The sequence below is a fragment of the Burkholderia sp. FERM BP-3421 genome, from assembly GCF_028657905.1.
GTDB lineage: Bacteria > Pseudomonadota > Gammaproteobacteria > Burkholderiales > Burkholderiaceae > Burkholderia.
Genome location: NZ_CP117781.1, coordinates 1,654,634 through 1,673,816, shown reverse-complemented (window position 1 = coordinate 1,673,816; position 19,183 = coordinate 1,654,634). Strand labels below are relative to the sequence as shown.

Sequence of the window (19,183 nt, the reverse complement as noted above, 5' to 3'; positions counted from 1 at the left end):
GTGGCCGCGCAAATCAGGACAGCCGGAAAAGTGGTTTGGCCGGGGCCTGACCCAGCGATAATGCTGGCAAAGAAACCGAGGAAATGACGAAGAGAACCCGACGGACGCACTCAGCGGCGTTCAAAGCGAAGGTGGCGCTGGCAGCGGTCAAAGACGAGCGGACGTTGGCCGAACTGGCGCAGCAGTTCGATGTGCATCCAAACCAGATCACGGAATGGAAGCGGCAGATGCAGGCGCGCACGGCAGACATGTTTGGCGCAGCAGGCGCGCCGTCAAGTGAGCCTCCGATGGATGTGAAAACGCTGCATGCGAAGATCGGCCAGTTGACACTGGAGAATGATTTTTAAGCGGCGCGCTCACCAAGTCGGGATTGCTGAGCGCAAAGCGATGATTGACCGTACGCATGCGCTCCCGGTTGCGTAACAGACTCGACTGGTCGGCATCGCGAGATCGAGCGCGTATTACTGAGCGCAGCCGGTCAGCGAGGCCGACCAGCTGCTGATGCGCCGAATCGACGAACTGCACATGGAGTTTCCGTTTGCTGGAGCACGGATGCTGGCACGCCTGCTGCGCCGGGAAGGCCATGAAGTGGGCCGCCGTCGCGCGCACACGCTGATGAAACGCATGGGCATGGGAGCGCGTACTGCAAGCCGAACACAAGCCGCCTCAACGCGCAGCACAAGGTCTGGCCGTACCTGCTGCGCGGCATGAAAATCGAGCGTGCCAATCAGGTGTTCGCTCTCGACACGACGTACATTCCGATGGCGCGCGTCGAGGTTGACGAGCGCCGCGTGCACCGCGTCGTCGACATAGCGCGCGAGCACCTCGTCGGTGAAATAGCCGTAGTCGAAGCGGCCGCCGCCCGAGCCGATCTCGCGGCGGCCGTTCTGCTCGGCGATCACCGTGACGGACACGCGCACGAGCGGGCGGATGTCGGCCGCGAGCGCGCCGTCGCTGCGCGCGACCAGCACGACGTCGTATTCGCCCGCGAGGCCCGCCATCACCTGCGTGATGCGCGGATCGCGGCCGCGCGCCATCTGCTCGACGCGTTTGAGCAGCTTGACCTTGGCGGTCGCGTCGAGCGAGGCGAGCGGATCGGCGGCCAGGTACAGGTCGCGGCCCGAGATGCCCTTCAGCGTCGAGGCGACCTGCACCTTGTGCTTGCCGCCGCCCGCGCGGGCGATCGCCTTGGTCGCGGCCGCGGCCTGCGCGATCGCTTCCGGCGACAGGTCATCGGAGTACGCGAACGCGGTGCGTTCGCCCGCCACGGCGCGCACGCCGACGCCCTGGTCGATGCTGAAGCTGCCCGACTTGACGATGCCTTCCTCGAGGCTCCAGGCTTCGCTGCGGGTGGCCTGGAAATACAGGTCGGCGTAGTCGACCCGGTGCGTGAAGATATCGGCGAGCGTGCGCGTCAGCACCGCCTCGTCGAGGCCGTAGGGCGTGAGGAGCAGATCCTTCGCGGTCGCGAGATTGCGGATGCCGGGTTCAATGATATTCATGGCCGTTAACAAATGGCAATTGGATTATCTGGCTGCTGAAAGCACATGGGAACGGAGAACCGCCGACATGTGCATGGCGATTTCGTGCCTGGTTTTCTCTAAATACATTGCCCACGCGTCATGGCGCGACCACAACTCCGGTTCCTCTGAACACCGCTCAAGATGGCGCGCCTTCATACGTTCGCTATACGCCGTCATCCACGCGGCGTCCTGGAAGTTCGGTACGCCTCCCAACGCTCGTACGATCTGGGCGTGGTCTTCGCTCATAATTTCCCCGGTCTTACGCTTGTCGCTCTCACTCCAGTCCGGAAATCGACTAGAGTCGTTCTGGGCAAGCGAGAAGACGAGCCGGATAATCATTTGAACGGAACCATTGCAAAGCGGCTCCGACAGGACTTCGATAGTCCTACTCGTTTCATCGTCGAATTCCGCGCCGGCGCTCAGGATGACCTCACGTCGCAAAAGCTCCCAATCGGCGGATGCGACTGCCTCACGCGCGCGTTCGCGCTCGTGCAGCGTGCGAATCCGTGCGATCAAGTCTCCTTTTACGCCGCCGGCAAAATACGGCGCCACGGCCCAGGGAGATTCGTGGATCAACTCGTACAGGGTATCGCTTGTGACCATACCCAGGTCAACGCCGACCGGCATGGCTTCGACAAGATCGAACAGCCATGCATGCGCATCGGCCGTTGCCTCCCCTTTGTTGTCGCCCAGCCCTGCAAACAACATATCTATTAACTCGCCCAGTGCGGCCGGTGCCCCGACGGTCGTTTCGAACGTCTGCTGTTCACCCGCGATACGCACCGATGGTTGATACCGCTCTTCCTGGACATCCTGGTGCAGCCGTTCGATGGCGGCGGCCTTGACAGTTTTGTCGCCGTCGAAACTGCACCACGTTTTCAAAAGAATGCCCTCCGCTCGGGTACTCACGATTTCCGTCGGCGTGGGAACCGGCAACGCCAACCCGAGGCCTTCGAACCATTTCTCCATCATGACTCTCAACCGGTTCGTCGAGGGGCCGCTCAGCCGATCGTATTCCTTGCCATTCGCGTAAAGGACCAGCGTCGGGATGGCGCGCACGCCATATTTCGTCCAACCGTCCGTCGTCTCATCGATGTTCAACTTCAGTACCTTCAACTGCCCCGCAAAATCTTCCGCGAGGCGCTCCAGATGCGGGGTCAGCATTTTGCATGGCGCGCACCACGGCGCCCAGAAATCCACCAGCACTGGAATGTCGTCACGCACGTCCATATCGAACGTTGCTTCAGTCGTCTCGATCAGCTTCGTCATGTGTTTTTCTTATTTCCTATTTCGGTTGCGGCTGCGTCACGAAATCGATCTTTGTCAAACCAGCGCGCTGTGCGGCCGACAGAAGGTCGGCGACCGCTTCGTAGCGCGCCGCGCGATCCGCATAGAGCTGAACTTCGGGTTGAGGTTGCTGGTTCGCTGCCTGCTCGATCCTGTCCTGCAACGCGACCGGGTCGACCACCTGTTCGTCCCATCGAACAGCGCCGGAGGCTTCGATCGACACCGTCACGTGAGCAGGCTTGACGTCGTTCAACGCACTGCTCGCGGTCGGCAAATCGAGCTTGACGGAATGCGTCACCACGGGGAGCGTCACCATGAAGACGATCAGCAGCACGAGCATCACGTCGATGAGCGGCGTCATGTTGATGTCGCTCATCGCGTCATCGTGACTATTTTCGAAGAAGGCCATTTCACCGTCCTCCCTCGGGCATCATCAGGTTCGTCATCTGTGCGCGCCTCTCCCGGCTGGAAACCAAGGCCCGCCGTTCGCCGCTCATCAGGTACGCATGAAGTTCATGGCGGAAGCGAGCGAGTTTGTTCAATACGCCGCGATTGCCGCGAGACACGGCGTTGTAGCCGAGCACCGCCGGAATGGCGACAAAGAGGCCCAGTGCGGTCATGACGAGTGACTCGCCGACCGGGCCTGCCACCTGGGACAGGCTCGACTGGCCGGCGGCACTAATGCTCATGAGCGCGTGATAGATACCCCACACCGTTCCGAACAGGCCAACGAACGGCGCTGTGCTGCCGACCGACGCCAGCACACCAAGGCCTGCCGTCAAGCGACCCGCTTGTTCCTCTAGCGCGACGCTCAGGCAGCGTTGCAGCCACTCATCGGGTGAAAGTGCTTCCTTCAGCCGGGCGTTGTCGTGCCGCTCCGTTGCCTCTCGTGCCGTCTCGGCGAGACTCTGGTACGGGTTCCCGGCGTCGAGTCGCCCCAGCACCGCGATACCTTCGACGAGCGAATCCTCCTGCCAGAAACAGTTCTGGGCTACCACGCTGTGTCTCGAGATACGGACAAGCTGAGCAACCTTGTAAAGCAGCACCGACCAGGATGCGACGGACATCGCGATCAGAATGACTGCAATCGCATGACTGATGACATCGCCGCGTTGCCAGATATCAAAAATGCCTACGTTCATGACCTTACCTCGTTCAATCAAAGAGTTCGCTCAGTTATCGAGATTAAATGTGAGCGGTTGCATGGCGTGAACCGTCATGGCTATGCCGGAGTCCACGTAGGGTTTGCAATGACCGGCAAGCATCGTTTGCCGGGCCGCCGCGTCCAGTTCTTCGAATCCGCTGCTCTTCGCGATGTCGGCCTGGATAATTCGCCCTGTCGGATCGATCGTGACTTGCAACATGACGCTTCCCTCGTGTCCCAATCGCTTCGCGCTCGCTGGATAGGGCGGCTGGGCAATGTCACACGACACCGACGCAACCGTCCTGATGGCCTGTGCGCCCGGCAGGTTGAGCGCATTTGCGACGGGCGCGGGGGGCGGTGCCGCGGGCTCAGCCGCTGGTGCGGGACTGGGCATGGCGGCCGGCGCCGCGGGTTGTCGTTCCGGCGGCTTCGGCAAGGGTGCCGCGACCGTGCGCGTACTCGGTCGATGACTTGTCACTATCGGAGCCTGCACCGGCGGCATGGGTTCGATCGGACGGAATAGCGGTGACGGTTGAACCGGGCGCGGCGCAGACACGAGCGTGACACGTAGCCCACCACCCGCGGCGCTGGCCTGGCGCAGGGTGAGTGGTGCATTGATATGCATGAGCGCAAATACTCCGAGCGCATGGATCAGCGCGACAACCACGACCGAAAGCTCGGGTTCACGGCTGGTCGCACGCGGCGGCCTGCCGGTCTTCATCGCCGGGAAAAACAGAGTTTCCATTGCCGGTCCTAAAAGTTGTAGTAACTTGTGAGGAACACCAAACGGCCAGCTTGCAATGGAAGCGCAATGCTCGATTGGGATTCGTAGAGCGTTCTATTGAAGATGTTTTTGACGCCAAGCGTGGCGGACCATTGCTTTGCGTGGTAATAGACGCTCAGGTCTGTCTTCATTTGTCCAGGAATCCTGCATATAAAGTCGGAATAGAATTGATATCCGCTACGTGCTTCGATGCCAACGCCAGCCCCCCATCCGTGCCATCGTTCACCCTGCAGGTCGTATATCATCCACATATTTCCGCTGTGGCGGGGTACCTCGCTGGCGCCGTCATGGACTACCACTTGGTTGCTGTACGTATAATTTGCACTGGTATTCAGACCGGGAAACAGCCGCCCATTCACGCTCAGTTCTACGCCACGCGTCACTAAGCTACCCGCCAGGACCTGGAAGCCGGTCCCGGGAATATCGGTGGCCACATTTGTCAGCGCGGCTCGATAGACATCAGCGGTCACACTCAGCCGGTCATCGAAAAAATTGAACTTGAAACCGGCTTGCACCAAGCGTCCAGTTTTTGGCGGCGCGAAACCACCGACCAGCAGCAGCCCTCTCGGTGGCATGAAGCTGCGCAGGACGTTGCCGCAAATCACCGCGCTATTGGTTCAATTGGTACAGCGCGCCGATATTTTGCGTCCATGCCGACTGTGACGTGCCGGCGGCGGTCGATGACGTCCCGAGCGCGATGCCTGCCGGCACGTGGGGACATCCCCGGGTAATCTGATTCTGCAGATCTCTGTCTCATCGTATTTGTCTTCTCATGTGTCTTTCGAGGTACCACCTCTTCACCGAGCTTGTTTTGCTCGTTTGATGTTAAAGGCGAACGACGCGGGCAAAGCGTAGGGGTAAGAATTCAAAAAATTTTTATCGAGCCTATTTCATCATCGCGAAAAACTATTCAGCAGACAGGCACCCTGCTCGGGACGAAGTGCAATGTCCTGGGCGAACAAGGAGAGGCATGGAGGACTGCGTTGGGCGCAAGAATCTGAACGGCCCGCCGATCGGTATCGGTGCGACTAATTTTTCACCTTCGGCACTGTGGACGCGCTGACATTGATCGTGCTGAGCGGAATGTCGAACGCGCACAAGTAGTAGTCCTGGTCACATTTTGGCGGGAGCAACCTTGCCTGACCGCATATCGTCGCTACTGGCGATAGCACCGCATGGGGGCGATCCCGGTTGACCAAGCATGCCGACTTCCGCTTATATCCGTCTTCCCAACGTTGGCGAAACCAGGATGCTTGGCGCGATATGTATGAACGATGAAAAATGAATTGAGGAGGGGGAATGGTCGAGGAGTTGGTGCAAGGCTACCTGCGACTGCGTCGATTGCTGACACGAGAGCTTGGCACGGATGATGCAGCCGATTGACCTGAGGTGGAATTTTGTGACCAATCAGGCAGTGAGTCTCGCATCGATATTATCGGAGCCTCGACCGCCGGCAATCAGGCCCCCAAGCTTCCACCGCCCGCCGCCGGCAGCCCGAAACGAAACACCGCCCCGCGCCCCGCCACGTCGATCAGCCGGATCTCGCTGTGGTTCAAGCCCAGCATCCGGTACACGATCAGGAGCCCCAGCCCGCCCCCGCCGCGCGGCGCGCCGTCCACGCTGAACGAACGCTGGAACAAGCCGTCGCGCTGCGCGACCGGAATGCCCGGGCCGGTGTCGGCGATCGTCACCTCCACCGCGCCGTCGCGCGCCGCCAGCATCACGTCGATCGTGCCGTCTTCCGGCGTATGGCGCAGCGCATTGTCGAGCAGGTTGGTCAGCACCCGCTCGATCATGCCCAGGTCCGCGCGCACCCCGGGCAGCCGCGGCGGGATCTCGGCGCGCAGCGCGATCCGGCGCGCCTTGGCCGTCAGCTCGAACTTCTGGAACACGTCCTGCACCAGGTCCACCAGCGAGAAATCCTCGGGCTCCGCCCGCACCAGGCCCGACTCCAGCCGCGCCAGTTCGAACAGCGCCTGCGCGAGCCGCCCGACCTTCGCGCTCTGCGCCAGCGCGATCGCGAGATAGCGCCGCCGCTCCGCATCGTCGAGCGTGTCCGCCTTCAGCGCGAGCGTCTCCAGATAACCATGCAGCGACGTCAGCGGCGTGCGCAAGTCATGCGAGATGTTCGCCACCAGTTCGCGGCGCTGCTGGTCCTGGTGCGTCAGCGCGCGCCATTGGTCGCCGAGGCGGTCGGCCATCTGCGCGAATGTCGTCTCCAGCACCGCGATCTCGTCGCGACCGCCGGCCGCCGCCGAACGCGGCACCCGCGGCTGCGTGTCCGGCTCGCCGTCCGCATCGAAGCGGCGCATCGCACCGGTCAGCCGCCGCAGCGGGCGCGTGATCAGGCCGAACGCCATCAGGCCCGCGAGCAGCCCCAGCAGCGCGACCAGCGCCATCGACCACAGCGTCGTGCGCAGCACCGAGCTGGCGGCCACCCGCGCGGCCAGCGCGTCATGCGCCTCGCCGAGCAGCACCACGTAGATATAGCCGGACGGCGCCCGCCCCGGCAGTTGCAGCGGGGCCGCGCTGAACACCTTGCGCGCATCGGCGCTGCGCGGATCGTCGCCGAGGATCGGCAGCGGCTCGCCGGCGATGAAGCGCCGCACCGGGCCGAGATCCACCTGCGCGCGCTTCACGTGCCCGGCCGGCGCGTCGTCGCCCTTCACGCGCCCTTCGTTGTCGAGCAGGTACACCTCCACGCTCGGGTTCACGCCCATCAGCTGCCCGAACAGCCGGCGCACCGCGTCGGGCCGCAGGCCGTTCTCGTCCATCAGCGGCGCGCTGTGCGCGATGTGCTCGGCCAGGCCGCGCGACAAGCCCTGCACGACTTCCTTCTCGTGCATGTCGCTGGAGCGGATCTGCAGCCACGCCGACGCGCCGCAGCACGCGAGCAGCAGCGCGGAGAACACGAGCGACAGGCGCTGGCTGAGTGTCAGTCCCATCACGGCTCCCGCGTCTCGGCGTCCGGCGCCGCGAGCTTGTAGCCGTGCCCCCAGACGGTCAGGATGCGCGCCGGCTGGGCCGGATCGGGCTCGATCTTCGCGCGCAGCCGGTTGATATGGGTGTTGACGGTGTGCTCGTAGCCCTCGTGCTGATAGCCCCACACCGCGTTCAGCAGGTCCATGCGCGAATACACCTTGCCCGGGTGCTGCGCGAAAAAATACAGCAGGTCGAACTCGCGCGGCGTCAGCTCGATGCGCGCGCCGTCCACCGTCACCTCGCGCATCACCGGGTCGATCGACAGCCCGCCCAGCTCCAGGCGGCCCGCGTCGAGCCGCGAGTTGCGCTCCAGCGCGTCGACGCGCCGCAGCAGCGCCTTGACCCGCGCCACCAGTTCCAGCACCGAGAACGGCTTCGCGAGGTAATCATCCGCGCCGAGTTCGAGCCCGAGGATCCGGTGCACCTCGCTCGAACGCGCGCTCGTGATGATGATCGGCGTGTAGCGCGTCATCGCGCGCGCGCGCCGGCAGATCTCGAGCCCGTCGACGCCGGGCAGCATCAGGTCGAGGATCAGCGCGTCCCAGCCGCCCTGCTCCAGCAGCCGCAGCCCCGCATCGCCGTCCGCGCAGTGCACCACCTCATAGCGCTCGTCGCGCAGGTGCAGGCTCAGGACGTTGGCGATGTCGTTGTCGTCCTCGACGATCAGTACGCGTTTCGGTCGATCCATGACAGTCCGCGCGCCATCGCGCGCAAATGAAAATAAGGGGCGAATGATCCGCCGGTCCGTCATTGTGCAGATTTTCCGGCTCGGGAGTTATCACATTTAATTTAACTTTCCGTGAGGACTTCGACACCACGGTATTTCTACGATAGGCGCATGTTCCATCGTACCCGTCGCAAGGAGTCCATCATGGCCAATCGCAGACGTTTTCTCTCCCTCGGCGGCGCGGCGCTCGCCGCGCTCGCCGCCGCGAGCCGCTGGCCGGCCCGCGCGGCCGGGCCCGCCGCGCCGGCGCCGGGCGGCTTCGAGGTCAGCCATACCGAGGCGCAGTGGCGGCAACGCCTGACCCCGGCCCAGTTCGCGGTGCTGCGCGAGGAAGGCACCGAGCCGCCCTACAGCAGCCCGCTCAACGACGAGCATCGCAGCGGCCGGTTCGCCTGCGCCGGCTGCGCGCTCGACCTGTTCTCGTCGCGCACGAAATTCGACAGCCATACCGGCTGGCCGAGCTTCTGGACGCCGCTCGAGCACGCGGTCGCGACCCGCGAGGACGGCTCGTTCGGCATGCAGCGCACCGAGGTGCACTGCCGCCGCTGCGGCGGTCATCTCGGCCACGTGTTCGACGACGGCCCCGCGCCGACCGGCCTGCGCTACTGCATGAACGGCGTCGCGCTCGCCTTCCGCCCGCTGCCGGCCTGACCTCATTCCGCCAGGAGTCTTCACCATGTTGCTGATCGTTCTCGCTTATCTCGGCGGCGTCCTCACGATCCTGAGCCCGTGCATCCTGCCCGTGCTGCCGTTCGTATTCGCGCGCGCCGACCAGCCCTTCGTCCGCAGCGGGCTGCCGCTGCTCGCCGGCATGGCGCTCACCTTCGCCGCCGTCGCCTCCCTCGCCGCGATCGGCGGCGGCTGGGTCGCGCAGGCCAACCAGTATGGCCGCTGGCTCGCGCTCGTCATGCTCGCCGCCTTCGGCATCACGCTGCTCGCGCCGCGCGTCGCCGAACACCTGACCCGGCCGCTCGTCGCGCTCGGCAACCGGCTCGCCGCGCACGCCCAGCGCGACGGCCGGCCCGCGGGCGTCGGCGCGTCGCTGCTGCTCGGCGTCGCGACCGGCCTGCTGTGGGCGCCCTGCGCCGGGCCGATCCTCGGCCTCGTGCTGACGGGCGCCGCGCTGCGCGGCGCGAGCGTCGGCACCACGCTGCTGCTGATCGCCTATGCGGCCGGCGCGGCCACCTCGCTCGCCGCCGCGCTGCTGGTCGGCGGCAAGCTGTTCGCCACGCTCAAGCGTTCGCTCGGCGCGGGCGAATGGGTGCGGCGCGGGATCGGCGTCGCGATGCTGGGCGGGGTCGGCGCGATCGCGCTCGGTCTCGACACCGGCGTGCTGGCCCGCGTCTCGACGGTCGCGACGGGCGGCCTCGAGCAGGCGCTCGTCAACCGGCTCGGATCGGACGGCGGCGGCGGCGCGATGCGCGCCTCGACCGAGGCCGGCGGCGCACCGTCGAACGCGGCCGCAGGCGGCGCGATGATGCAGGCCGCGCCGGGCATGCTGCGGGTCGACGCGAGCGCGTTGCCGGTCGAGGGCCGGCTGCCGTCGCTGGACGGCGCGGTGCAATGGCTGAACTCGCCGCCGCTCAGCGCGGCCGCCCTGCGCGGCAAGGTCGTGCTGATCGATTTCTGGACCTATTCCTGCATCAACTGCCTGCGCACGCTGCCCTACGTGAAGGCATGGGCCGCGAAGTACCGCGACCAGGGGCTCGTGGTGATCGGCGTGCATGCGCCCGAGTTCGCGTTCGAGCGCGATCCGGCCAACGTGCGCAAGGCGATCCGCGATCTCGGCATCGATTATCCGGTCGCGATCGACAACAACTATGCGATCTGGCGCGGCTTCGACAACCAGTACTGGCCCGCGCACTACTTCGTCGACGCCCAGGGGCGCGTGCGCTACCACCACTTCGGCGAGGGGAACTACGCGCGTTCGGAGCAGGTGATCCAGCAGCTGCTGGTCGAAGCCGGCCACGCGGACGCCGCGCGGGTCGCCACCGGCCTCGACGGCATGGCCGCGCAAGGCGTGCAGGCGGCCGCCGATCCCGACGACATGCGCTCGCCGGAAACCTACGTCGGCTATGCGCGCGCGGAGAACTTCGCGTCGCCGGGCGGGGCCGCGCGCGACGCCGTGCGCCGCTACACGACGCCGACGCGGCTCGACGTCAACGACTGGGGCTTCGACGGCGCGTGGCGCATCGGCGCGGAACACGCCACGCTCGCGCAACCGGGCGGCGCCCTGATCTACCGCTTCCATGCGCGCGACCTGCACCTCGTGCTCGGGCCCGGCGCCGACGGGCGGCCGGTGCGGTTCCGGGTGCGCGTCGACGGCGCGGCGCCGGGCGCGGCGCACGGCACCGACGTGGACGCGGCCGGCAACGGCACGGTGGTCGCCCAGCGGCTCTACCAGCTGGTGCGCCAGCCCGGCGACGTCGCCGACCACACCTTCTCGGTCGAGTTTCTCGACCCCGGCGTGCAGGCGTTCGCCTTCACGTTCGGCTAGCAGGCTGTTGAAAAGCGCCTCGCTTTGGCGATCGGGGCACGGTTTAAAAGGGTTTCGTATGCGATTGGCCGCTGAGTTGCAGACGGATCGTGCCGGATGCGCCGCTGGAGAGCGGACCGGCCGGCGCGTTGCCACGCAACTGCTGCGCTCGGGCGGCTCATCGCGTGGCTCCTTGCGGCACCGCTGCCAGTATTCGGGCCATTCGAGTCAGGTTGCTCGCCAGCATCGTCAGCTTGAAGTGCTGGTCGACCCGCTTGATGCCGCGATACGCGGTCTGCCGAATCCTGCCGACGGTCTTGCCCCAGCCGAAGTGCTCTTCGATGCGCTTGCGAATCACTTGGCTGATGCCATAACCGGCGTGCCGCGACGTCCGTCCGTCGATCGCGCTGCCGCCTTGATGCGTGTCGTTGCGCGCGACGTGCGGCGTCACTTTGCGCGTTCGGCAATCCCGCACAAAGTCGCGCATGTCGTAACCCTTGTCGGCACCGAGCGTCTTGGCGTGACGACCCGGTACGCAATCGAGCAGGCGCAATGCACTCGCGCGTTCGCCGAAACCGTCCGCGTGACTGACCACTGCGCCCACCACCAAGCCCGAGCGGTTCTCCATCAGGATGTGCCCCTGATAACAAAGGATGGCTCCGCTTTGCCGCCCCTTTCGGAACAGGCGCGCATCCGGATCAGTGCTCGATTCATGCGTGTCGTTGCTGCGCCGCTTGCCCTTCCAGTCGGTGTCGACATTGCGGCCACCGCCGGCCGGTGGATCGTCCGAACCGTCCTTGGGCCGGAAGCTCTTGTGGCTGGCCCACGCCTGGATCAGCGTGCCATCAACCGAGAAGTGTTCTCTGGAGAGCAGCCCTTGCTTGTCGGCCAAGCTCATGACTTCGGTAAAGAACGCTTCGACCACTTCGTGCTCGAGCAGACGATCCCGGTTCTTGGAGAACACCGAGTGGTCCCAGACGGCGTCTTCGATCGCCAGTCCGACGAACCAGCGGAACAGCAGGTTGTAGCGCATCTGCTCCATCAGCATGCGCTCGCTGCGCACCGAGTACAGCACCTGCAGCAGCAACGCACGCAGCAGCTTCTCGGGGGGGGAATCGACGCACGGCCGCTGTCCGCATAAATCGTGCCGAACAATCCGTTAAGTCGCTTCAGCGCTTGATTGACCAGCAACCGAAGCGGTCGCAACGGATGATCGGCCGGCACGAAGTCTTCCAGCTTCACCGTCGTGAACAGCGGTTCTTGCATCTCGTCCATTCCGCGCATCGCTCTCGCCTGCTCAAGATCATGAACACGATATCTCTAACGCACCGCCCTCAGGGCCCGTTTACACCGTATCCAAATTCAACAGCCTGCTAGGGCCTCGGCTCGCTCATCCATCCAGGAGGTTTCATCGTGAAGACGCAAGCAACTCAATCCACGCCGGCGCGAGCGCGCGGCTGGCGCGCACCCGGCCTCAGGACGGCCGGCGCGCTGGCGATCGCGGCGCTGGCGCTCGTCTGGCAGCACGCCGCGCGCCCGGCCGAGCCCGCCGTCGCGCTGCCGGCCCCGGCCCATGACGAGCCGGCCGGCGCGGCGCGCACCGAGACCGCCGTGCTCGCGGGCGGCTGCTTCTGGGGCATGCAGGGCGTGTTCGAGCACGTGCGCGGCGTGCGCCGGGTGGTGGCCGGCTATGCGGGCGGCGTGGCTGAAACCGCCCACTACGAATTGGTCAGCGACGGCGGCACCGGTCACGCGGAATCGATCCGGGTCGACTACGACCCGGCGCAGATCAGCTACGGGCGCCTGCTGCAGGTGTTTTTCTCGGTCGCCCACAATCCGACCCAGCTCGACTACCAGGGCCCCGACCACGGCACCCAGTACCGTTCCGCGATCTTCCCGACCACGCCGGCGCAGCGCGCCGTGGCCCGCGACTACGTCGCGCAGCTCGGCGCGGCGCGCGTGTTCGGCGCGCCGATCGTCACGCGCATCGAGGACTACAAAGGTTTTTATCCGGCCGAGGCGTATCACCAGGATTACCTCGCGCAGCACCCGGACGCGCCGTACATCGCCTTCAACGACCTCCCGAAGATCAGCGCGCTGAAACAGATGCTACCGGCGCTGTACCGGGCCGACCCGGTGCTGCTGACGGGCGCCGGGAACTGACGCGGCGCGGGGCGCCCGTCAGCGCGCGGCGAAGGTGTCGCATTGCCGCACGTCGCCGCTGTCCAGCCCGCGCCGCAGCCAGTACACGCGCTGTTCGCTCGAACCGTGGGTGAACGCGTCGGGCACCACGTAGCCCTGGCTCTGCTTCTGGAGGCGGTCGTCGCCGATCGCGGCGGCCGCGTTCAGCCCCCTGCTCCAGGTCGCCCGCTTCGAGCAGTTGCCGGTTCGCGCGCTGCGCGTTGTTCGCCCAGACCCCGGCGAAGCAGTCGGCCTGCAGTTCGAGCCGCACCGACAGCCAGTTCCCCTGCACGCGGCCCGCCCGCGCGCGCGTCGCGTCGACCTTGTCGGAAATGCCGAGCAGCTTCTGCACGTGATGCCCGACCTCGTGCGCGATCACGTAGGCCTGCGCGAAATCGCCGCCCGCGCCGAATCGATCGCGCAACTCGCGATAGAACCCGAGGTCGATGTAGATCTTCTGGTCCGCCGGGCAGTAGAACGGCCCCATCGCGGCCTGCCCGTTGCCGCACGCGGTGGGCGTGCTGCCTGTATACATCACGAGCGTCGGCGCGACGTACTGCGCGTGCAGCTGGGTCTGGAACACGGTCTGCCAGGTGCGTTCGATGTTGCCGAGCACCTTGCGCGTGAAGACGGCCGGCGCGTCGGCCGCGCGCGCCTGCTGCGCCGCGGGCGGCGCGGACGGGGCCGGCGCGCCGCCTTGCAGCATCGACGCGCCCTGGATGATCACGCGCGGATCGATGCCGAGGAAGTACGACGCCGCCAACGCCACCACGAGCGTGCCGATGCCGACGGTCGCGCGCCGCCCGCCGAACCCGCCGCCCCCCGCGGCGGTCCTCGACGTTCTGGCTTTCGGTTTCGTTGTCGAGACGCATGCTGTGACTCCGTCAATCAATGAGCAGTACTGTGGATCGGCTGCGCGGCGCGGCGATCTCGCGCCGCGCGCGGTCGGGTTCAGAAGTTGTGCATCATCCCGATGTACGCGCCCGTCTGCGATTCGCCCGCGAGCGGGCTCGTGTTGGGGCTCGCGTCGCGCGGCGTCGCGAGCAGCGAGAAATTCGAGTTCCCGCCGTTGCGCACGTAGGCGACCGTGCCGTACAGGAAGGTCCGCTTCGACAGGTTGTAGGTCGTGCCGAGCGCATACAGCATCGCGTGGCCGGACGGATCGTGCGACGCGTCGCCGCCGCCGCTGCCGACGCGGATGTAGTAGCCGCCGCCCGTCACCGCCCACTGCGGCGTCGCCTGGTAGGTCGCGCCGAGCCAGAAGTGATCGGCGCGATCGGCGAGGCCCGCCGGCGTATCCGGCGCCGAGTAATGCGTATACGCGCCCTGGATCTTGAACTGCTGCACCTTCACGTTCGCGCCGACGAAATATTCGCGCGAACTGGTGAACACATTGCTGAAACGACCGTTCGCATCGCGCAGCTCGTCGTAGATCCCGCGCACGTCGAGCAGCGGAGAGTGATACGAGATCATGATGCCGTCCGAGCGGCCGAAGTCGTTCGGCGCGCCGTAGTTGAAGCCGCGCGACTGATTGCCGAACGCGTATTGCCCCTGGATGTCGAAGCCGCCGAACACCGGGCTGTGATACTCGATGTTGTTGCTGGTCTGCTGCCAGTTGCGGCCGCGCACCAGCGACGCCGACGAAAACGCCTGCTGGACGAACGGATCGAATTCCCACACGCCGTCGCTGTCGATGAACAGGTTGCGGCCGGCCTGGACGGTGCCCCACTCGTTGCTCTTGAGGCCGACGAACGCGCGCCGCGAGAACATCCGGCCGCCGCCCGTGGTGCCGTTCATGACCTGGAACGCGGTCTCCAGGTTGAAGATCGACGACAGGCCGCCGCCCAGGTCTTCGACGCCCTTCAGGCCGAACATGCTGGTGCCCCAGTCGCCGCTCTCGGCGCTCCAGCGGCTCGAACTGCCGCCCGACGGGTTCGCGATGTGGTTCAGGTATTCGATGCCGCCGTCGATACGGCCGTACAAGGTCACGCTCGACTGCGCGAACGCAGCGGCCGGAACGGCCGCCGCCAGCGCCAGGATCATTTTTGCGCGCAACTTCATCTCCTCGTTCAAGAGTCTGCTCTCAGGTTTCGGAATACGCCGCGCCGGCCAGGCGCGGACGCACGGAGCCGGCATGCCGGACGCGGAGCGCCGGTTGCCGGATTGTCTTCAAAAAATGGGATCACCGCCACCCCGCGTCGGCGTCGGCGTCGGCGTCGTGCGCGGCTGCGGCTGCGGCTGCGGCTGCGGCTGCGGCTGCGGCTGCGGCTGCGTGCAGCGGATCGTACCGGAGAAGGCGCGGGACGTCGCCGGCGCGGGCCGGCCGCGCCCTGGCGGGCATGATCCAGGGCAAGTCCGTCGCCCGCGCCCGCCCCCAACGCAAACGGGCGGCGCATCATGCACCGCCCGTTTGCCGAGCCGTCACGCCGGCCGGCCTTGCCCCACATCGAGGCTCGGCCCGGCCCCGCGCCGCTCAGCGCAGCTTCGCCACGTCCTGCTCGGTCACCTTCGCGGCCGGATTGCCGAACTGGCCGGTCAGGTAGTTCGCGAGCGCGGCGATCTGCGCGTCGGTCAGTTCGTACTTGAAGGCCGGCATCCCGACGTCCTCCTGGCCGGCCTTGCGCTGCACGCCGTGCAGGATCACCTGCACCAGGTTGGTCGGATTCGACGCGCCCACCGTCGTGTTGTGGAACAGCGACGGGTAGTAGCCGTCCGGCGTGCCCTTGCCCTGCATCTGGTGGCAGGTCGCGCAGTTGCCGAGGTACAGGCGCGCCGGATCGATGCCGCTCGACGCGAGCGGCACGCCGCGCAGGCGCGTGCCGTCGACCGACGGCTTGCCCCAGGTCGAGCGTGGCTGCGTGCTGCCGTCGGACACGGCCGGCACGGTGCGCACGTAGGTCGCGATCGCGCCGATGTCCGCATCGGTCATCTTCGAGAAGCTGTGCTCGATCGCCTCGGCCATCGGGCCCGCCGCCTGCGCGAGGCCCGCCACGCTGCCGGTGCGCAGGTACTGCGCGATCTGCGCCTGCGACCAGCCGCCGATGCCCGCGTTCGGGTCGGACGTGATGTTGAAGCCGTCCCAGCCCGCGAGCACCGAGCCCGACAGGAAGCTGCCGCCGGTTTCGTCGAGCGACTTCTCCTGCATGCCGACGCCGCGCGCCGTATGGCAGGTGCCGCAGTGCGCGAGGCCCTGGACCAGGTACGCGCCGCGGTTCCACTCGACGCTCTGCGACGGCTTCGGCTGGTACGGGCCGTCCTTCAGGAACAGCGCGTTCCAGATCTTGAGCGGCCAGCGCATGCTCAGCGGCCACGGGATCTCGTTCTTCGGCGGGGCCGCCTTGACCGGCTGCACGCCGTTCATGAAGTACGCATAGAGCGCCTTCACGTCGTCGTCGCTGACCTTCGCGTAGGACACGTAGGGCATCGCCGGGTACAGGTTGCCGCCGTCCTTCGACACGCCGTGGCGCAGCGCGCGCTCGAAGTCATCGAGGGTCCACTTGCCGATCCCGTTGTCCGGGTCCGGCGTGATGTTGCTCGTGTAGATCTTGCCGAGCATCGGCACGGGCATCGGCAGGCCGCCCGCGAACGGCTTGCCGCCCTTCACGGTGTGGCACGCCATGCAGTCGCCCGCGACCGCCAGGTACTGGCCGCGCGCGACGAGCGCGGCGTCGGCGCTCCCGGCCGGCGCGGCGTCGGCCGCGCGCGCGAGGCCGGGCAGCACGAGGCAGCCGGCCAGGATGAAGGAGAGAGTATGTTTCAGCACGTCAGACTTCCTTCTTCAACTGATCCGAGATCCGCAGCGCGAGCGCCGCGATCGAGAGCGTCACGTTGACCGTGCCCACCGTCGGCATCGTCGAGCTGCTCGAAATGAACAGGTTCGGGTGGTCGAACGTGCGGCAGTCCTTGTCGACGACGGAGTCGCGCGCGTCCGCGCCCATGATCGTCGCGCCCGTGATGTGGTTGTTCGGCGCGAATTCGTCGTTGAACACGACGTCCGTGCCGCCCAGCACCTTCGCCGCGCTCGCGTACACCTCGCGGGTGTGCACGGCGCCGCGCTTCACGTAGTCGTCGATCGCATAGGTGATCTCGGGACGCGGGATGCCGATCGCATCGGTGGCCGTCTTGCTCGGCACGATGCGGTTCTCGGGCTGCGGCAGGATCTCGTGGAAGCAGTCGAACTGCACGTAGCGCGCCGAGCGGTCGCGGATCTGCGCGTCCAGCTCGTCGGGCTTCAGCAGCTTGCCGCCCTTGAAGATCTTCTGCGTTTCCTGGTCGATCCGCGACAGGTTCGACAGGTGGATCTTCTTGGCCGCCTGGGTCGCGCGGAACGCACCGTCCCGGAAGCCGATCAGCGAGGTCATCTCCTGCGGGCCGCGACCCGGCCACAGCTTCTCGCTCGCGTAGAACGACACGCCGGTGCCCGGATGGTCCATCAGGTTGCGGCCGACCATGTCGGAACTGTTGCCGACGCCGTTCGGGAAATCGCTGCTGGTCGACATCAGCATGATCTTCGGCGTCTCGATGCCATTCGCCGCGAGCACGAAGTACTTGCCCTCGACCCGGTGCTCGCCGCCCTTCGGATCCTTGTACAGCGCCGCGACGATCTTCTTCTGCGGGCCGACCTCAAGCTTGTACACCACCGCGTTCTCGATCAGCTTCGCGCCGGCCTGCTCCGCCTTCTCGACATGCACGATGCCGTTGTACATCGCGCCGATCGGGCAGATCGGCATGCAGTTGTTGTTGCCGCAGCAGGTCGGGCGGCCGTCGTACGGACGGCTGTTGCGCGCGACCGGCTCGGTCACCACGTGGTACGCGGGATCGTAGCCGTTGAGCGCGGTCTTGATCGTGCGCTCGTTGTACGACAGCGGCAGCGGCGCCATCGGATACGGCGCCTTGCGCGGCGACAACAGGTTCTCCTCGGGACCGGGCCCCCACACGCCCAGCTCTTCCTCGGCGCGCTGGTAATACGGCTCGATCTCGTCATACTGGAGCGGCCAGTCGCGACCAACGCCGTACACCGTCTTCATCCTGAAGTCGTTCGGGATGAAGCGCCACGCCGACGCGGCCCAGTGCCAGGTCGTGCCGCCCACGGCGCGGATGTACTGCGAGTTGAACTTGTGCTCGCCCTTCAGCACCAGGTAGTCGTTCGGCGGGCCGTACTCCGGATGCGGCGCCCACGCGCTCGACGGATACGGCGCCATGAAGTCCATCTTGTCCGGCTGATTGCGGAAGCGTTCGACGATTTCCCAGCGCGGCATGCGCGGGCCGGCTTCCAGCAGGATCACCGACTTGCCCGCCATCGCGAGCTGATGCGCCACGATCGCGCCGGCGACGCCCGAGCCCACGACCACGATGTCGGCTTGTTGTGTATCGGCCATCAGGCTTGCCTCTCGATCGGTTTATCGGCCCAGAAGCCAGGTTTGTTGGGGCAGTACGAACGGATCACCAGCGTGTCGGAGACGACGCCGAACATCAGCGCCTCTTCGTAGGTGATCACGACGTTGTCGACGACGCCGAGATACCACGCTTCGAGGATGCGCAACGCCAGCGCCTCCTGGTCGGCGCTCAGCGCGTTGCCCGAGGCGAGCACGCCCGCGAGCGCGGGCAGGCTGTCGGCGGTCTGGAACGAACCCTTCTGCAGCGCCTGCAGCAGGCGCTCGCCGACCGCACGGCTCAGGTCCGTCTTGCCGGTCAGCGATGTTGAAAGGGTCATGAAAGTATCGAGGGGCGCGGCGCCGGGATTGTCGGCCAGGGCCTTCAACGCGAGCGAGCCGGCGAGGCCGGTGGCGGTGAGCGCCAGCGCGCCCTGCAACCACTGACGCCGGGTCATGCCGGGGGCCGCGGACGCGGCGGCGTCGCTGGCGCGACGCGAGTGGGGAGTCATGTCGTTGTTCATCTTTCCTTCTCTCAGACGCCGAATTCGGGAAATCCTGAGTTGATATTTCTCAAGTTTTGGCGTGGAACCGAAATGTACGCGCTCATGTCGGTTTGAACAATCTCTTTATAGTCCATGGAATATTCCGTATTCCCGCACAATCTTTTCTTTTTACTTTTTTTGTTAATTCGGTCACCCGATTTG

General features: G+C 66.0%; 14 protein-coding genes and 4 pseudogenes. 4 read left to right on the top strand and 14 right to left on the bottom strand.

The window, feature by feature from the left end:
• Positions 1 to 83: 83 nt before the first annotated feature.
• Positions 84 to 770: pseudogene (locus Bsp3421_RS10365) on the top strand (IS3 family transposase); the annotation flags it as partial.
• On the opposite strand, the pseudogene Bsp3421_RS10360 reads toward Bsp3421_RS10365, so the two are convergent.
• The 8 genes and pseudogenes from Bsp3421_RS10360 to Bsp3421_RS10325 form a co-directional block, all read right to left on the bottom strand.
• A pseudogene (locus Bsp3421_RS10360) lies at positions 765 to 1,502 on the bottom strand (PmbA/TldA family metallopeptidase); the annotation flags it as partial. The pseudogenes Bsp3421_RS10365 and Bsp3421_RS10360 sit on opposite strands and share 6 nt — an antisense overlap.
• A 24-nt stretch (positions 1,503 to 1,526) precedes the next feature.
• Positions 1,527 to 2,792 carry a thioredoxin family protein gene (locus Bsp3421_RS10355; RefSeq protein WP_273995829.1) on the bottom strand — a complete coding sequence of 422 codons (1,266 nt, stop codon included), beginning with the start codon at positions 2,790 to 2,792 and terminating at the stop codon, positions 1,527 to 1,529.
• Between the two features lie 16 nt (positions 2,793 to 2,808).
• Positions 2,809 to 3,219 (bottom strand): ExbD/TolR family protein, encoded by a 411-nt coding sequence (locus Bsp3421_RS10350; RefSeq protein WP_273995828.1) that lies wholly within the window; start codon positions 3,217 to 3,219, stop codon positions 2,809 to 2,811.
• 1 nt (position 3,220) lies between these two features.
• Positions 3,221 to 3,952: a MotA/TolQ/ExbB proton channel family protein gene (locus Bsp3421_RS10345; RefSeq protein WP_273995827.1), complete on the bottom strand. Its 732-nt coding sequence runs from the start codon at positions 3,950 to 3,952 to the stop codon at positions 3,221 to 3,223.
• Between the two features lie 30 nt (positions 3,953 to 3,982).
• A complete protein-coding gene (locus Bsp3421_RS10340) occupies positions 3,983 to 4,699 on the bottom strand; it encodes an energy transducer TonB (protein WP_273995825.1) in 717 nt (238 codons plus the stop codon).
• A gap of 8 nt (positions 4,700 to 4,707) precedes the next feature.
• Positions 4,708 to 5,343: a TonB-dependent receptor domain-containing protein gene (locus tag Bsp3421_RS10335; protein WP_273995824.1), complete on the bottom strand. Its 636-nt coding sequence runs from the start codon at positions 5,341 to 5,343 to the stop codon at positions 4,708 to 4,710.
• A gap of 852 nt (positions 5,344 to 6,195) precedes the next feature.
• Entirely contained in the window at positions 6,196 to 7,683 is a 1,488-nt protein-coding gene (locus tag Bsp3421_RS10330; RefSeq protein WP_273995822.1) for a sensor histidine kinase, read from the bottom strand.
• Positions 7,683 to 8,408, bottom strand: coding sequence for a response regulator transcription factor (locus Bsp3421_RS10325; protein WP_273995820.1), 726 nt, complete (start codon positions 8,406 to 8,408; stop codon positions 7,683 to 7,685). Before Bsp3421_RS10325 ends, Bsp3421_RS10330 begins: the two co-directional genes overlap by 1 nt.
• Positions 8,409 to 8,591: 183 nt before the next feature.
• On the opposite strand from Bsp3421_RS10325, the gene msrB reads away from it, so the two are divergent.
• Positions 8,592 to 9,098, top strand: coding sequence for a peptide-methionine (R)-S-oxide reductase MsrB (msrB, locus tag Bsp3421_RS10320; protein WP_273995819.1), 507 nt, complete (start codon positions 8,592 to 8,594; stop codon positions 9,096 to 9,098).
• A gap of 25 nt (positions 9,099 to 9,123) precedes the next feature.
• Positions 9,124 to 10,944 (top strand): cytochrome c biogenesis protein DipZ, encoded by a 1,821-nt coding sequence (locus tag Bsp3421_RS10315; protein WP_273995818.1) that lies wholly within the window; start codon positions 9,124 to 9,126, stop codon positions 10,942 to 10,944.
• Positions 10,945 to 11,101: 157 nt separating this feature from the next.
• Here the strand turns inward: Bsp3421_RS10315 and Bsp3421_RS10310 are convergent.
• Positions 11,102 to 12,207 (bottom strand): annotated as a pseudogene (locus Bsp3421_RS10310) (IS5 family transposase).
• 129 nt (positions 12,208 to 12,336) lie between these two features.
• On the opposite strand from Bsp3421_RS10310, the gene msrA reads away from it, so the two are divergent.
• Positions 12,337 to 13,086 (top strand): peptide-methionine (S)-S-oxide reductase MsrA, encoded by a 750-nt coding sequence (gene msrA / locus Bsp3421_RS10305; RefSeq protein ID WP_273995817.1) that lies wholly within the window; start codon positions 12,337 to 12,339, stop codon positions 13,084 to 13,086.
• Between the two features lie 18 nt (positions 13,087 to 13,104).
• On the opposite strand, the pseudogene ypfJ reads toward msrA, so the two are convergent.
• The 5 genes and pseudogenes from ypfJ to Bsp3421_RS10280 form a co-directional block, all read right to left on the bottom strand.
• Positions 13,105 to 13,976: pseudogene (ypfJ, locus tag Bsp3421_RS10300) on the bottom strand (KPN_02809 family neutral zinc metallopeptidase).
• A 79-nt stretch (positions 13,977 to 14,055) separates the two neighbouring features.
• Positions 14,056 to 15,147, bottom strand: a complete 1,092-nt coding sequence (locus Bsp3421_RS10295; RefSeq protein WP_443111505.1) for a porin — start codon at positions 15,145 to 15,147, stop codon at positions 14,056 to 14,058.
• 430 nt (positions 15,148 to 15,577) lie between these two features.
• On the bottom strand, positions 15,578 to 16,867 hold the full coding sequence (locus Bsp3421_RS10290; RefSeq protein ID WP_273995815.1) for a cytochrome c: 1,290 nt from the start codon (positions 16,865 to 16,867) through the stop codon (positions 15,578 to 15,580).
• A gap of 1 nt (position 16,868) precedes the next feature.
• Positions 16,869 to 18,482, bottom strand: a complete 1,614-nt coding sequence (locus Bsp3421_RS10285; RefSeq protein WP_273995814.1) for a GMC family oxidoreductase — start codon at positions 18,480 to 18,482, stop codon at positions 16,869 to 16,871.
• Positions 18,482 to 19,000 carry a sugar dehydrogenase complex small subunit gene (locus Bsp3421_RS10280; RefSeq protein WP_273995813.1) on the bottom strand — a complete coding sequence of 173 codons (519 nt, stop codon included), beginning with the start codon at positions 18,998 to 19,000 and terminating at the stop codon, positions 18,482 to 18,484. The genes Bsp3421_RS10285 and Bsp3421_RS10280 overlap by 1 nt, the downstream gene beginning before the upstream one ends.
• Positions 19,001 to 19,183 lie beyond the last annotated feature (183 nt).

What these genes read in the sequence shown, in the direction of transcription:
- Bsp3421_RS10295 (WP_443111505.1), bottom strand. Translation starts at nt 15,147, where the DNA reads ATGATCCTGGCGCTGGCGGCGGCCGTTCCGGCCGCTGCGTTCGCGCAG.
- Bsp3421_RS10325 (WP_273995820.1), bottom strand. Translation starts at nt 8,408, where the DNA reads ATGGATCGACCGAAACGCGTACTGATCGTCGAGGACGACAACGACATC.
- Bsp3421_RS10330 (WP_273995822.1), bottom strand. Translation starts at nt 7,683, where the DNA reads ATGGGACTGACACTCAGCCAGCGCCTGTCGCTCGTGTTCTCCGCGCTG.
- Bsp3421_RS10315 (WP_273995818.1), top strand. Translation starts at nt 9,124, where the DNA reads ATGTTGCTGATCGTTCTCGCTTATCTCGGCGGCGTCCTCACGATCCTG.
- Bsp3421_RS10345 (WP_273995827.1), bottom strand. Translation starts at nt 3,952, where the DNA reads ATGAACGTAGGCATTTTTGATATCTGGCAACGCGGCGATGTCATCAGT.
- Bsp3421_RS10350 (WP_273995828.1), bottom strand. Translation starts at nt 3,219, where the DNA reads ATGGCCTTCTTCGAAAATAGTCACGATGACGCGATGAGCGACATCAAC.
- msrB (WP_273995819.1), top strand. Translation starts at nt 8,592, where the DNA reads ATGGCCAATCGCAGACGTTTTCTCTCCCTCGGCGGCGCGGCGCTCGCC.
- Bsp3421_RS10285 (WP_273995814.1), bottom strand. Translation starts at nt 18,482, where the DNA reads ATGGCCGATACACAACAAGCCGACATCGTGGTCGTGGGCTCGGGCGTC.
- Bsp3421_RS10355 (WP_273995829.1), bottom strand. Translation starts at nt 2,792, where the DNA reads ATGACGAAGCTGATCGAGACGACTGAAGCAACGTTCGATATGGACGTG.
- Bsp3421_RS10340 (WP_273995825.1), bottom strand. Translation starts at nt 4,699, where the DNA reads ATGGAAACTCTGTTTTTCCCGGCGATGAAGACCGGCAGGCCGCCGCGT.
- Bsp3421_RS10280 (WP_273995813.1), bottom strand. Translation starts at nt 19,000, where the DNA reads ATGAACAACGACATGACTCCCCACTCGCGTCGCGCCAGCGACGCCGCC.